13 protein-coding genes are annotated in these 15,496 nt (G+C 37.1%); 12 read left to right on the top strand and 1 reads right to left on the bottom strand.

The genetic code is table 11. From position 1 onward, the window contains the following. Nucleotides 1-156 precede the first annotated feature (156 nt). The 12 genes from CRO45_RS00115 to CRO45_RS00170 all read left to right on the top strand — a co-directional run bounded on the left by CRO45_RS00115 (nt 157) and on the right by CRO45_RS00170 (nt 13,354). Entirely contained in the window at nt 157-597 is a 441-nt protein-coding gene (locus CRO45_RS00115; protein ID WP_097147597.1) for a DUF1934 domain-containing protein, read from the top strand. Continuing rightward, nucleotides 594-2,261: an arginine--tRNA ligase gene (argS, locus tag CRO45_RS00120; RefSeq protein ID WP_097147598.1), complete on the top strand. Its 1,668-nt coding sequence runs from the start codon at nt 594-596 to the stop codon at nt 2,259-2,261. Before CRO45_RS00115 ends, argS begins: the two co-directional genes overlap by 4 nt. 42 nt (nt 2,262-2,303) lie before the next feature. Then, nucleotides 2,304-2,651 (top strand): hypothetical protein, encoded by a 348-nt coding sequence (locus CRO45_RS00125; protein ID WP_097147599.1) that lies wholly within the window; start codon nt 2,304-2,306, stop codon nt 2,649-2,651. Between the two features lie 207 nt (nt 2,652-2,858). Then, nucleotides 2,859-4,064, top strand: a complete 1,206-nt coding sequence (locus tag CRO45_RS00130; protein WP_097147600.1) for an acyl-CoA dehydrogenase family protein — start codon at nt 2,859-2,861, stop codon at nt 4,062-4,064. Nucleotides 4,065-4,066: 2 nt separating this feature from the next. Further along, on the top strand, nt 4,067-4,942 hold the full coding sequence (locus CRO45_RS00135; RefSeq protein WP_097147601.1) for a transporter substrate-binding domain-containing protein: 876 nt from the start codon (nt 4,067-4,069) through the stop codon (nt 4,940-4,942). 162 nt (nt 4,943-5,104) lie between these two features. Continuing rightward, a complete protein-coding gene (locus CRO45_RS00140) occupies nt 5,105-5,815 on the top strand; it encodes an amino acid ABC transporter permease (RefSeq protein ID WP_097147602.1) in 711 nt (236 codons plus the stop codon). Nucleotides 5,816-5,831: 16 nt separating this feature from the next. Then, entirely contained in the window at nt 5,832-6,551 is a 720-nt protein-coding gene (locus CRO45_RS00145) for an amino acid ABC transporter permease (protein WP_235864492.1), read from the top strand. Between the two features lie 11 nt (nt 6,552-6,562). After that, nucleotides 6,563-7,318: an amino acid ABC transporter ATP-binding protein gene (locus CRO45_RS00150; protein WP_097147603.1), complete on the top strand. Its 756-nt coding sequence runs from the start codon at nt 6,563-6,565 to the stop codon at nt 7,316-7,318. A 564-nt stretch (nt 7,319-7,882) separates the two neighbouring features. Then, on the top strand, nt 7,883-9,409 hold the full coding sequence (locus tag CRO45_RS00155) for a CoA-acylating methylmalonate-semialdehyde dehydrogenase (RefSeq protein ID WP_097147604.1): 1,527 nt from the start codon (nt 7,883-7,885) through the stop codon (nt 9,407-9,409). Between the two features lie 150 nt (nt 9,410-9,559). Beyond that, complete coding sequence (locus tag CRO45_RS00160; RefSeq protein ID WP_235864493.1) at nt 9,560-11,131, top strand: PucR family transcriptional regulator; 1,572 nt, start codon at nt 9,560-9,562, stop codon at nt 11,129-11,131. 174 nt (nt 11,132-11,305) lie between these two features. Beyond that, complete coding sequence (locus CRO45_RS00165; protein ID WP_097147605.1) at nt 11,306-12,661, top strand: aspartate aminotransferase family protein; 1,356 nt, start codon at nt 11,306-11,308, stop codon at nt 12,659-12,661. A gap of 132 nt (nt 12,662-12,793) precedes the next feature. Next, a complete protein-coding gene (locus CRO45_RS00170; RefSeq protein ID WP_097147606.1) occupies nt 12,794-13,354 on the top strand; it encodes a cob(I)yrinic acid a,c-diamide adenosyltransferase in 561 nt (186 codons plus the stop codon). A gap of 1,561 nt (nt 13,355-14,915) precedes the next feature. On the opposite strand, the gene CRO45_RS00175 is transcribed toward CRO45_RS00170, so the two are convergent. Then, nucleotides 14,916-15,464, bottom strand: a complete 549-nt coding sequence (locus tag CRO45_RS00175; RefSeq protein ID WP_235864494.1) for an HXXEE domain-containing protein — start codon at nt 15,462-15,464, stop codon at nt 14,916-14,918. Nucleotides 15,465-15,496 lie beyond the last annotated feature (32 nt).

Genomic DNA, 15,496 nt, shown 5'->3' on the forward strand with positions numbered 1-15,496 from the left:
TCTTAAAGAATGTCCGATTGGGCATTCTTTTTTTTACTAAAACCTACATTAATATAGAATGCTGATTAAGCTAGTTTAGCTCCGTTATATGTTGTGCTTTGTGCTGGGTCTAATGTATAATATGAAGGTTATATAAGGAAAGGAAGTGACCACAGTATGATCGATGTTGAAAAACAAGTAAAAATCAAATTACAATCAACGATCACTCCAACTGAAGGGGAAAGCGAATCATATGAGCTTTGGTTACAAGGATCCTTTATTCAAAAAAGAGATAAAATGTATTTACGTTACGTGGAAGAATTAGATGGAAAGAGTATTCGCACTACGGTTCGGCTGAATGAAGATAAAGCTTCAATATTACGAAGCGGCGGTGTCAATATGAGACTTCCATTTAATTTAGAAATAAAGGAAAACGGACATTATGAATCGCCATACGGTATGTTACCGTTACTTACAAAAACGCATCAATTAAATCATGCTCACAATGATGAAACTTCTATCGAAGGAAGTTTTTATGTAAACTATGATTTAATTATTGGTGGACAAGCCGTTGGAGAATATCAATTGGAAATACACTATTCGGAGGGACAAGCATGAACGCAGTAGAACAATTACAACAGTCAATTAAAATTGCGTTAGCACAGGCTGTAACAAAAGCTGGAATCGTTGAAGATGCAGCTGAACTTAACATTCATCTAGAAACACCAAAAGATAAAGCAAATGGTGACTATGCAACTAACCTTGCAATGCAACTAACAAAATTAGCGAAAAAGCCACCTCGTGCAATCGCTGAAAGCATTTTAGAAAATCTTGAAACAGAAGGAACAGATATTGAAAAAGTTGAAATAGCTGGACCAGGTTTCATTAACATAACTGTTCGTAAAGATTTCTTAGCTCAAGTAGTAAAAGCTGTTGAAGCACAAGGTGAAAACTACGGTCGCTCAACATCTGGTGGTGGCGAGAAAGTACAAGTGGAGTTTGTATCTGCAAACCCAACTGGTGACCTTCACTTAGGCCATGCACGTGGTGCGGCATTTGGTGACTCATTATGTAATGTGTTAGATTTTGCAGGCTATGCTGTTTCTCGTGAATATTACATTAATGACGCTGGAAATCAAATTAACAACCTAGCATACTCATTAGAAGCACGTTATAAACAAGCACTAGGTCTTGATGCAGAAATGCCGGAAGATGGCTACCATGGACAAGACATTATTGCTATTGCTGGAAAAATTGTTGAAGAACACGGTAATTCAATCTTAGATAAATCGGATGAAGAACGATTCAATTTCTTCCGTGAAAATGGTTTAAAACTAGAATTAGACAAACTAAAAAATGACCTAGCAAACTTCCGTGTAAATTTCGATGTTTGGTATTCAGAAACATCTTTATACAAAAACGGAAAAATCGATGTTGCGTTAGATAAATTAAAAGCTAACGGTCATGTGTTTGAAGAAGAAGGAGCAACTTGGTTCCGTTCAACGACATTCGGTGACGACAAAGACCGTGTGTTAGTGAAATCAGATGGCTCATACACATACTTAACACCTGACATTGCTTACCATGAAGATAAAATCCAACGTGGTTTTGATAAGTTAATTAACATTTGGGGTGCTGACCACCATGGTTACATTCCGCGTATGAAAGCTGCCATTCAAGCACTTGGATATGACCGCGAAAAATTAGAAGTTGAAGTAATTCAAATGGTTCAACTTTATAAAAACGGCGAGAAGTACAAAATGAGTAAACGTACAGGGAATGCTGTAACAATGCGTGATTTAGTGGAAGAAGTAGGGTTAGATGCAGTACGTTACTACTTCGTGAAAGCTGCATGTGATTCACACATGGACTTTGACTTAGATTTAGCGGTATCACAGTCAAATGAAAACCCAGTTTACTATGCGCAATATGCACACGCACGTATTAGCTCAATTCTACGCTCAGCGGAAGAACAAGGTTTTGCGGCGACACTTGATCACTTGGATTTATTAACTGCAGAAAAAGAAGAGGAAGTATTAAAGAAAGTGGGCTCATTCCCACAAGTTGTGGCGGAAGCGGCAAAACACCGTACACCACATAGAGTAGCAAACTTCATCCAAGAACTTGCTGCAAGCTTCCACAGCTTCTACAATGCAGAAAAAGTACTAAACCCTGACAATAAAGAATTAACAGAAGCACGCTTAGCTTTAATTAACGCAGTACGCGTAACATTAGCAAATGCGTTACGCTTAATCGGCGTAAGCGCTCCAGAGAAAATGTAATACATTAAACCAGCCCCCTGGAAAAGGGAGGCTGGTTTTTTTATGTTTAGAAATTGTTTAATTGTGTGGGTACCAGGTACAGATACAATTCAGATTATTCTGAATCGTTTGCGTACCTGGTACCCACACAATTTAGGACAAAAGTTAGATGAATTATCAGGGGAACTTCAAGTGTTCACTTCACTAGATGATGCCATGCAAACATTTGAAGGAAAGCATTTTGCTGAAAAAATGGCGTTAATTTATGAAAGTGTCGTTGCTGTAGAATGGGCAGCAAAATATGGTGGAAAGTACGAGAAATTAGCTGAAGTTTATTTAGAAGATAGTTGGAAACTGAGGAAAATTGGAGATTCGATGAAAACAGTCGAATACTATAACGAAATCGTTTAATTTATTGCCAGGCACTCAAACAATTCAGAATTTCAGGAATTGATGAGTAACTGGCACTTTTCTAATTCCAACAAAAAAACTCTGAATTGCCTATTGACTTATTAATTATCAGAAGATAAAATCAATTCAATACAATTAACCGACTTTTCAAAGGGAGAAAGTAGGAATTGATTTACGGTTGGAAAAGGAAAAGGAGGTTTTGTCTTTATGAAGGATCTATTCATAAAAACGGAACAACAAAAAATTTGGCTTGAAAAATTAGCGACATTAGAACAAACCTTTAAACTCAATGCACAACAAATCGACGAGGAATCATATTTTCCAAGGGAGCATATTCAAGCTCTGCGGGAAATTGGATATACGAAAGTAACATTACCAAAAGAATTAGGTGGTGAAGGATTCAACATTCACGACACAATAGTCCTTCAAGAAACATTAGGTAGTTACGATGGAAGTACAGCACTATCGATCGCTTGGACGCTTCTAACAGTTGGAGATCTTTTTGAAAATAAAAACTGGGAACCATCTAAACTTGAATCTCTAGCTAAAGCGGTTGAACAAGGCGCAATTATTAACCGTTCAGTAAGTGAAGCTGCAACAGGTAGCCCAATCCGTGGTGGACGTCCTGGAACACAAGCAGTACGTGAAGGGAACAAGTGGGTGATCAATGGACGTAAAAGTTATACATCAGGATCTCCTGAACTAGATTACTTCCTTACTTCTGCTTGGATTGAAGAAAAAGAAACAATCGGTTTCTTCTTAATCCATAAAGATACAGAAGGGCTATCAATCGATGAAACTTGGGATGTAATTGCGATGCGCGGAACAGGTAGTCATGACTTAGTACTTGAAAATGTAGTAGTGGATGAGTCAGATTTAGTTGAACTTCCTACTTACAGTACAGGCTTTAAGTTAAATGGTTGGCTTTTATTAATACCAGCTACATATTTAGGGATTGCTCAAGCTGCACGTGATTACGCATTAAGATTTGCAAATACTCACTCACCAAACAGTATTAAAGGTACAATCGCATCTTTACCAAACGTACAAAGTTTACTTGGTGAAATCGAATTGGAACTTGCAACGGCTCGTTACACTTTATATGGTGCGGCACAAAACTATGTAGAGTTAAAACAAAAGGAAAGTGAAGGTCACAAACTTTCAGAAGATGAAGGCACGATGCTTGTGAACGCAGTCAATACAGCAAAGCATGTTGTTACAAATGCTGCGATTACAGTGGTGGATAAAGCAATGCGTGTTGTTGGAGCAAAAAGTTTACAAAGAACAAATCCATTACAACGTTACTATCGTGACGTTCGTGCAGGGCTCCACAACCCACCAATGGATGACATTACAATTAAAAAATTAGCGGAATTCGCTTTAAAACAAGATGAACATAAAGGGGAACAATAATCATGAAATTCAATAAATTACTTAAATTTGCTGCTGTAGGATTTGCATCAATTTCAATTTTAGCTGCATGTGGAAACGGTGAAAGTGAAAAATCATCAGGAACGAAGACGACAGAAGACGGTCAAGAAGTTCGAGTTGTAAAAGTAGCTTACGACCAAGCGGGTAAACCGATGACATTCATCGATGAAAATGGAAATGCAACAGGTTATGACGTAGAAGTTATGAAACTAGTAGATGAACTTTTACCAGAATACGAGTTTGAATTTGTAGGTACGACAAATGACGATCTATTAATTGGTGTAGAACAAGGAAAATACCATGCTGGAGTAAAAAATGCCTTCTGGACAGAAGAGCGTACACAGAAGTTCATTTTCCCACAAGAATTCCTTGGCTTAAGTAGTGCAGGTCTAGTGTTGAAAAAGGAAAATGAAAATATTAAGGACTTAAGTGACTTTGCAACAGCTGGTATGACTCTAGCACCAATTGCAGCTAACAATGCACAATACACGGTTATTGCTGAATACAACGACGCAAACCCAGACAATCCTGTAAAACTACAAGCAGGTGAAGAGTTTACTGTAGACGTTGTTCAATGGGTAAATGAAGGTCGTGTTGATGGTGGGGTAATCATTGAAGGTGCATTCAAAGGGCAAGTATTAACTGAAGGCGGTCCGTATTACAACTTAAAAGATGAAGTTGTCTATAACGAATTCGCGGTAATTAAAACATGGCCATTATTCAACAAAAATGAACAAGAATTTGCTGATGCATATGACAAAGCACTAGCAGAGTTAAAAGAGACTGATAAATTACGTGAATTAAGTGTTGAGTTCTACGGTAGAGATTTATTTGAAGTGTTAGATAAAGTAGAACGTTAAAAAATGTAAGAAAGGGCTGCCAGTGGTCAGTTTCTCTGGAGCCCTTTTCTTATATTTGTGTGATTAACATCTTTTAGATTAGTTTTCTATGAAAATAGAAAAAGGTTTCGGAACATAATTTTCTCTCTCTAATGAATTTCTCATTTGGAAAGTGGTGAGTAGATGGAAAAGTATTTTGATATAAATTATCTTTGGACGGCACTTCCTCAACTAGTACCATTTTTATGGATTACCTTATTTGTAGCTGCGTTGTCCGTAATTTTTGGAACCTTGCTTGGTTTAATTATTGCTGTCTTTAAATTATCTAAAAATAGATTTTTACAATTATTAGCAAATAGCTATATTACAATCATGCGTTGTACGCCTTCAATTGTACTATTATTCCTTGTTTATTATGGAATACCTGCTTTTGCTGATTCTTTCTTCGGTATATATTTACAAGATGTACACACTGGAGTATTTGTAGTTATTACGTTTAGCTTACAATTCGCAGCGATGATGGCAGAAGTAATTAGATCCGCTTATTTAGCTATTGATAAAGGACAATATGAGGCTGCAGTAAGTGTTGGGTTAACACCATTCCAAGCATATCGACGAATCATCTTCCCACAAGCTGTAGTTGTTGCGCTACCAAACTTCGGTAACGGACTCATTTCAGTCCTACAAGAGGGAGCACTAGCTTATACAATCGGATTTATTGACATTGTAGGAAAAGCGAATCTAATCATTGCGAATAATTACAATACACACGCGTTAGAGATCTATATTGCTTTAGCAGTATTTTATTGGGTACTTTCCGTTGTGATTGCAAAAATCTTTGAATTGCTAGAAAAAGCATTTAGTAAAGGGCAACGTTCATTAAAAACAAGTTAAGGAGGCGCATTAAAGGATGAATTCTAGTTTTATTAATATGGAATTTCTAATTGATACATTTTTCGTAGCACTTAGTGGCGTTCCAATTGCGCTTCTTGTAACTGTTGTTGCACTTGCGATCGCTTTGCCAATCGGCTTTTTCCTCGCATTAACACGAATCAATGAAATTCCAATACTTAATGGTTTTACAAAAGTGTATGTGTCCTTTGTTCGAGGGACGCCTATCATCATTCAAATATTTGTTTTATATAGTATTCTACCATTAGTTTTAGCAAGTATTTTTGAAAGGTATAATATTGATTTCCCAATATATGAAGTCAATACACTATGGTATGCATTTATTATTTTCTCGTTTAATACAGCTGCTATTTTAGTCGAAGTCTTTCGTTCGGCACTGAAAACTGTAAATGCAGGACAATTGGAGGCAGCTTACTCTGTTGGGTTAACAACAGCACAAGCGTATCGCCGAATTATTATCCCACAAATGCTTGTATCTGCAATGCCTAATCTATGTACAGCAACGATTAATTTGATCAAAGCAACGTCATTAGGTTACGCGATTTCATTACAAGAAATTACGCTAAAAGCGAAAGTGGCTGCAAACGTAGGGTACAACTATTTAGAAGCGTATATTGATATATTTATTGTTTACTTGATTTTGTGTATTACGGTTGAGTATTTATTTAAAGTCTTTGAAAAACGACTAAGTCGCTATAAGGCTGTTGCTACGGCATAGGGGGGAAAACGATGTTAGAAATTCAAAATGTCCATAAATCATTTGGTAAAAATGAAATATTAAAAGGCGTCGATCTTTCAGTAGATAAAGGCGATGTAGTTGTAATACTCGGTCCAAGTGGATCCGGAAAAACAACACTTTTACGATGCATAAACTTTTTAGAAAGAGCTGATCAAGGAACAGCGACTTTAGGGGATTTGAAGGTAGACTTGCATTCAGCTTCGAAAAAAGAAGTATTGGCCGTTCGTCAACGATCTGCTTTCGTTTTCCAAAACTATAATTTATTTAACAATAAAACAGCCATTGAAAATGTGGCTGAAGGTTTAATAATTGGAAGAAAGATACCTAAAGAAGAAGCATACAAAATTGCTCGTGAAGCATTAGATAAAGTAGGTCTATCTGAGAAATACGACTCCTATCCTAGCCAATTATCCGGAGGGCAACAGCAACGTGTCGGGATTGCACGCGCGGTTGCATTAAATCCAGATGTCATTCTTTTCGATGAGCCAACTTCTGCACTCGACCCAGAACTAGTTGGAGAAGTACTCGAAGTTATGAAAGAAATCGCCCGTGAAGGAACTACAATGATTGTCGTAACCCATGAAATGCAATTTGCTAAGGATGTTGCGAAAAAGGTGATCTTTATGGATGGTGGCAACATTGTTGAAGAGGGAACACCCCATGAAATTTTTGTCACACCAAAAGAAGAACGAACACGCCGATTTTTACGACGCGTGCTACCAGGGGAATATGATTTTGAAATTTAGCCAGTCCTATTTAGGGCTGGTTTTACCATATTTTTATGAAAATAGTTTCTCAAACTCGCAAGTAAGCTCATTAGAATCGCTAGTAACGTACTGAAAATCGCAAGTGAATTCCATCAAATTCGGAAAACGCAAATAAGTAACCAAAACTCGCAAATAAACTCCATAGAATCGCAAGTAACGTTCTGAAATTCGCAAGTAAAATTTATCAATTTAAGAAATCGCACGAAAGTATTCAAAACTCGCTCATAAGTTTCTGAAATTCGCCCGTAATCTTAAGAAAAGCGCTCGTAAAAACCTGAAATAAGCTAAAACGCCCGTAAGTATGCAAATGTCGCCCATAAGTACGTGGAACTCGCCCGTAAATATCAGAAACTCGCACATAAACACCTGAATTTCGCCCGTAGACCCAATCCAAACCAACCCATGCAACAAAATGTGAAAAGAAAGCATAACTTTCTTTACCATATGTCCATTTAAAATTAGCAAAAATAAATTTACATTAAAGTTAGGATGTTCTTTCTCATATATATAAGAGGGAGACTGAAAAAATAAGGGGTGTAGCAAATGACTGTTGATCAAAAAGTTAGAGAATTACAGCATTTTATTAATGGTTCACTAGTGGATGGGACAAGTGGACGTTATTCAGATGTTTACAATCCGAGTACTGGTGAAGTTATTGCACGAGTGCCATTAGCATCGAGAGAGGAAGTTATAACTGCTATTGAAAATGCAAAAGCAGCATTTCCAGCTTGGAAAAAAGTATCTGCAGGAAAGCGTGCAGAAGTTGTTCAACGTTTCCGTCAATTAGTCTCTGAAAATATTGAAGAGCTCATCGAAGTCATCTGTGAAGAAAGTGGAAAAACGAAAGAAGATGCTAAAGGTGAAATTACTCGTGGTTTAGAATCTGTTGATTTAGCTATCAACGTTGCCCACATGACTAAAGGGGAATACTCAGTCAATGTTGGTGGAGGCATAAACGCATATTCTGCAAAATATCCACTTGGCGTCGTTGCTGCCATTTCACCGTTTAACTTCCCGGTAATGGTACCACTTGCTCAAACAAGTATGGCTGTTGCTGTTGGAAACGCGGTAATTTTAAAACCATCTGAAAAAGTACCTATCTCAGCGCTATACATGTCAAATCTGTGGAAAGAAGCTGGATTACCAGATGGCATTTGGACAGTTATCAATGGTGACAAAGAAGCGGTTGATGAACTATTAGAAAATAATACAATTGAAGCTATTTCCTTTGTCGGCTCAACTCCAGTAGCTGAGCATATCTACCAAAAAGGAACAAGCTATAACAAACGTGTGGCTGCCCTAGGTGGTGGTAAAAACTTTATGGTAGTTATGCCGGATGCTGACCTAGAGAAAACAGCAAATGCATTTTTAGGAGCAGCCTATGGAGCAGCATCGCAACGTTGTATGGCTATTTCGGGTGCAATCCCAGTTGGTAAAGAAACAGCAGACAAGTTCGTTGCGATCTTAAAAGAAAAAATTGCAAACTTAAAAGTGGGACCATATACTGACGAAACAGTAGATTTCGGACCAGTCATCACACAGCAATCAAAAGATGCGGTTCTTGCAGCGATTAATAAAGGAATCGAAGAGGGTGCGCAAATCGTTGTTGATGGTCGTAATCCAAAAATCAGTGAAACATCAAAAGGTTTCTATCTTGGGCCGACACTTTTAGACGAAGTGACACCATCAATGGAAATCTATGAAAAAGAAGTTTTCGGTCCTGCACGTATTATCGTTCGTGTAGAATCTCTGCAAGAAGCGATTGATTTAATTAATGACCACGAATTAGGTAACGGTGTAACGATCTTCACAAATAGTGGAGCGGCTGCTCGTAAATTCCAAGAAGAAATTGAAGTTGGTATGGTAGGGGTAAACGTACCGATACCAATTCCAGTAGGCTATCATAACTTTGGTGGACTAAAACGTTCAAAATTTGGTGAGGGTTACATGTTTGGTCCAGACCAAGCCCGCTTCTTCACAAAAGTAAAAACGATTTCAGAACGTTGGTTAGAAGAAGATGATGAAACTGCATCAACGTTTTCCTTCCCAAGTAATGAAAGTGGAAAGTAACAAATAACATATTAAAAGAGGTATACCGCATTGGTATGCCTCTTTTTTGATTTTATTAGAAAAGTAGAAAGGTTTCTTCTATAATATCAATAGAATAATAGTTTAAATATTTTGAAAAGTGAAATCGGTGTAGAACAGGAGGGATGTTTAGTGACTCATTCATTGCAAATGGAAGATGTTTTAAAAAATAAACATTTTGCTCGAGCGGAAGTAATTGCGGGAAGCAATGGACTTAGCAACCTTGTGAAATGGGTACATATTTTAGAAACCTACCATGTTGAAAAATTACTAAAAGGGCAAGAACTTGTATTAACGACAGGTGTAAGTATTAAACAAGATACAGAAAAGTTTCTTCTTTTTGTAGAAGGGTTAATTAAAGCAAAAAGTGCAGGTTTGTGTATTGAATATGGTGAGTATATACAAAGCATCCCGGAAGAAGTTATAGACCTTGCCAATAAACATCAGTTCCCTATCATCGTATTCCACGAAATTGTCGCATTTGTTGAAATAACTCAAGAACTTCATTCCTTAATTATTAATCAACAATATTTAATGATCTCGAAATTAGAAAAATATGCACAGCAATTAAATAAAGAAACATTATCTACACAAACACCGAGTCATCTTATGAAAATGATGTATCAATATTTAAAGGTTCAGACAATCCTCAAGATTGAAGGGCAAGAACCGTTGTTCATTCCGAATTTATCACAACAACAGAGATCCTCATTACTAAAAAAAATAGAATATCATTCAGAAGATTCATGTTTTATTAGCCAATCAATTCATTTATTTGAACATCCATATGCTGAAATTATGTTATATAGCGAGGAAAAAGCAATTACAGAATTTGAATCCCTCATTTTAGACAGAACGGCAACGGCATTAGGGGAATTATTAATTCGAAATTTGTATGTGGAAGAGAAAAAAGGGATAGAAGATGCCAAGTGGTTGGAAGAATGGTTAGAAGGAAAGCATTTAAAGGAAGCGATCGATCAATTTATTTTATCCCAATGGACAAGTTATGTACCAAAAGGATGTACGGTTGTCCTCACATCCATTTCCGAAATGAAAAGAAATCAACAACTTGATAAAACATATTTGAAATTGTATTGTAAGTCGATTTTTGAACAGTATGGATTTTATTCATTTGTTGTGGAAAAGAACAAGTTTCTTAATTTTATTTTGCTGAATAAACGTGAGCAAAGCTCGATGAAGGATAGAATCTATGAATCTCTGAAAAAAATAGAACAGTCCGATTTGATAACGAATCAAGATGCCTTTCATTTTAAGTTTGTCGTTGGTAAATTAGTCGACCAGGTTCACCACATTGGGGAGAGTTATCAATCTGCATTAGATGCATTATATATCTCCAGAAAAATTAAGACATCCTCCTACTTCTATGATGATCTTCATCTGTACCGTTTAATTTATCAAATGCAAATGCACACCGATTTACATGAGATGGTTAATGAATATTTACAGCCATTAATAGAGTATGATGAAAAAAATAATGGGCAGTTGATTGATACATTGGAAGTTTATTTGCAAACGAATGGCTCGAAGCAAGAAACGGCAAAGCGTTTGTTTATTGTGAGGCAAACACTATACCATCGGATTCGAAAGATTGAAAGTTTAATAGGTGAAGATTTTATGGATGGAGAGAAGCGGCTTGTTCTGGAATTTATGTTGCTCTCTCGTAAGTTCATGGCAAATGTATAGTGTAGGGAGTAGCGATTGGATGGAGTTTCGATCGTTACTCCTTTTACGTTATGTATGAATTTTTTGGTATTATTTTACGTTTTGTTTAGTGAAAAAAATGAAGGGACAAATCATAATTGACTGTAAATTAAAGTTTGATTCGATGCTTTAAAAAATGGATAGGGGTGTGTGGTTATGTTAGAGACAAATGTCGGTAAAGAACTGATGAGTAAAGATGAAAAATATGTTTGGCACTCCATGAAACCGTATAATCCAAATGCAACATTGGTGGTTGAACAGTCCAGTGGTGCACGTATTACAGATGTTGATGGAAAAGAATATATTGATGCGATGGCTGGTTTGTTCTGTGTGAATGTTGGTTACGGTCGACAAGAGCTAGCACAAGCGGCATATGAACAATTATTAAAAAATCCATATACGCCACTTTCTCAAGGACACGTGCCAGCTATTGAACTTGCGGAAAAGCTAAACGAAATGCTTGGCGGTGATTATGTCGTATTCTTCTCGAATAGCGGGTCGGAGGCAAATGAAGCTGCATTTAAGATTGCTAGACAATACCATCAACAAAGAGGGGAAGGCTCACGTTATAAAATTGTGTCTCGATATCGGGCTTATCACGGAAGTAGTATGGGTTCTCTTGCAGCAACTGGGCAGGCTGAACGGAAATATAAATATGAACCGCTAGCACCAGGTTTCCTGCATGTAACACCTCCTGATTCATACCGTCGAAACGAAGATGAGTATACAGAAGCGCAAGAAATTCCAAGTGTAAAAGAAGTGGATAATTTGATGACTTGGGAATTTAGTGAAACAATTGCGGCAATGATTTTAGAGCCGATTATTACTGGTGGGGGAATTTTAATTCCACCTCAAAATTATTTAAAAGGTATTGAGGAAGTTTGTAAGAAACACGGTGCTTTATTAATTGTCGATGAAGTTATATGTGGTTTTGGTCGTACTGGTAAACCATTTGGCTTCATGAACTATGATGTGAAACCGGATATTATCACAATGGCAAAAGGACTGACTAGCGCTTATTTACCGCTTTCAGCGACTGCGGTGAAACGCGAAATTTACGAAGAGTTCACAAAAAGTGGAAATTACGATTTCTTCCGACATGTGAACACGTTTGGCGGCAGTCCCGCTGCATGCGCATTAGCATTGAAGAATTTAGAAATTATGGAGAATGAAAAATTATTTAAGCGTTCACTAGAAAAGGGTAGTGAATTACTTGAAAAGCTTCAAAATGCTTTAGGAGAGCATCCTTACGTTGGGGATGTGCGCGGAAAAGGTTTGTTAATAGGTGTAGAACTAGTTAAAGATAAGACAACGAAGGAGCCACTTGATGTTGCTTTGGTTAACCAAGTGGTAGCGACGTGTAAAGAAAACGGAGTTATTATTGGGAAAAACGGTACAACAGTTGCAGGCTATAACAATATCCTTCAATTATCTCCACCATTAAGCATTCCAGATGAAGATTTAGAGATTGTTCTAAAAACGTTAGTGGATGCGATTAACAAGTTAAACTAATAAACAATTGCTGACCTTAAGAGAAGAATTCATTCTTTTTAGGTCAGCTTTTTATGTAAAGGGTGCCATTTTGCTATATATTATAAATAATGGATAAAAAATTGATTGAGCATTAATTAAGGGGGAAGAAATTTGAAACTATATACGAAAACAGGCGATAAAGGGAAAACGAGCTTAATAGGTGGGCGAGTGAGTAAAGACGATCTTCGTGTAGAAGCTTATGGAACAGTTGATGAACTAAATTCTTTTATCGGTAAAGCCGTGACAGAACTAGATAAGAATGTGTTTAAAGATTTAATAGAAGACCTTGAAACGATTCAACATGAACTTTTTGATTGTGGTGGCGATTTAGCAAATGTGATGAAAGAGAGAAAGTACAAATTAGAAGAGGCATCGATTGATGTGTTGGAAAAACGTATAGATGTTTTAACTGAGGAAGTTCCACCTTTAAAACGATTTATTTTACCTGGAGGGTCAGAAGCTTCTGCGACTCTTCACATTGCAAGAACCGTTTGTCGACGTGCAGAGCGACGTGTTGTATCGTTAATGAACGCAACAGACGATGTTCCGACAATTATCCAAAAGTATTTGAATCGTCTATCTGACTATTTCTTTGCAGCGGCAAGAGCTGTGAACCATCGTTTGAATGTGAAGGACGTTGAATACATTCGCGGTGGAGATGTATTTAAATAATTGATAGGAGCCTAGCATCTGGATGGATGCTAGGTTTTTAGTTTGAAGAAATTAAGGGAGAGGATCTTACATCTGGGGAGCTAATAAAAGATTAAGGCGAATTACTCCTTTAATTTGGCGAATAAGTCTATCAAACTGGCGAATATCTTCAGGATTTGGCTAATATTAACACATTATTAGCATCCAAAAAGTCTTCCTGGCGAATAACCCCTTTAATTTGGCGAATAAATCTATCAAACTGGCGAATATCTTCAAGATTTTGGCTAATATGCCCCCATTAACAGCTCCAAAAAGTCATCCTGGCGAATAACTCCTTCAATTTGGCGAATAATTGTATCAAACTGGGCGAATATCTTCAGGATTTTGGCTAATATGCCCCCATTAACAGCTCCAAAAAGACATCCTGGCGAATAACCCCTTTAATTTGGCGAATAATTCTATTAAACTGGCGAATACTTTCGCGATTTTGGCGAATATCCCTCCATTAGCAGCTCTAAAAAGTCTTCCTGGCGAATAACTCCTTTAATTTGGCGAATAATTGTATCAAACTGGCGAATATCTTCAGGATTTTGGCTAATATGCCCCCATTAACAGCTCCAAAAAGTCATCCTGGCTAATAACTACTTTAATTTGGCGAATATCCCTCCATTAGCAGCTCCAAAAAGTCATCCTGGCGAATTACTCCTTTAATTTGGCGAATAATTCAAACTGGCGAATATCTTCAGGATTTTGGCTAATATGCCTCCATTAGCAGCTCTAAAAAGTCATCCTGGCGAATAACTCCTTTAATTTGGCGAATAAGTCTATCAAACTGGCGAATACTTTCGCGATTTTGGCGAAAATCCCCCCATTAGCAGCGCCAAAAAGTCATCCTGGCTAATAACTCCTTCAATTTGGCGAATAAGTCTATCAAACTGGCGAATATCTTCAAGATTTTGGCTAATATGCCCCCATTAACAGCTCCAAAAAGTCATCCTGGCGAATAACCCCTTTAATTTGGCGAATAAGTCTATCAAACTGGCGAATATCTTCAGGATTTGGCTAATATTAACACATTATTAGCATCCAAAAAGTCTTCCTGGCGAATAACCCCTTTAATTTGGCGAATAAATCTATCAAACTGGCGAATATCTTCAAGATTTTGGCTAATATGCCCCCATTAACAGCTCCAAAAAGTCATCCTGGCGAATAACCCCTTTAATTTGGCGAATAAGTCTATCAAACTGGCGAATACTTTCGCGATTTTGGCGAATATCCCTCCAATAGCAGCTCCAAAAAATCTTCCTGGCTAATAACTCCTTCAATTTGGCGAATAAGTCTATCAAACTGGCGAATACTTTCGTAATTTTGGCGAAAATCCCCCCATTAGCAGCTCTAAAAAGTCATCCTGGCGAATAACTCCTTTAATTTGGCGAATAATTGTATCAAACTGGCGAATAACTACAGGATTTTGGCTAATATCAACACATTATTAGCATCCACTAAGTCTTCCTGGAAAATAATAGAGGATAAGTCTATTAAACTGACGATAACCTTCATGATTTTGGCGAATATCAATACTTTACCAGGCATCACTATCCAATCTTCTTCCCAACCCAATGTGCAAAAAATAGCACCGGAAAGATAAATAACAAAAACGGCAGGGAGATCCAAAGGTTTGCCATGAAATAATCCCATATTCAAATAATGCGAGAAATAAGAAAGAACTATAAGGAATAATAATTGCAGAAGTGATAACCCCTGGAGTAATTGAATGTAATAAAATGGACTGTCCGATATGAGTGAAGGCATGAAGAAAGAATACTAATTGGACGACTACTGTGAATAAATAAATATTACCAAAGGGGCCGTCAACAATGTATTGACCTGCGAGAATTGTAGAAGTTGAAACAAATAGAAAAATCACTAATACTGCAACAGAAAATTGAGCCGTTGTCATTGAAAACTGCTTTACGATTCGATCAGCCATCTTCTTAGGAAGTAATTGATACAGCTTTACTTCATTTTGCTTCAACCACTTTTCCACCATAATTATTTCCTCTAAGTCGTGAAAAATAAAGGCGATTGGAAACAGCCAAATTAATGTAAGTAAATAATATGTTGTATCCATAATTAATCCACCTCTACATACAATCCCTAAAA

It is taken from the genome of Ureibacillus acetophenoni, from assembly GCF_900220965.1.
Classification (GTDB): Bacteria; Bacillota; Bacilli; order Bacillales_A; family Planococcaceae; genus Ureibacillus; species Ureibacillus acetophenoni.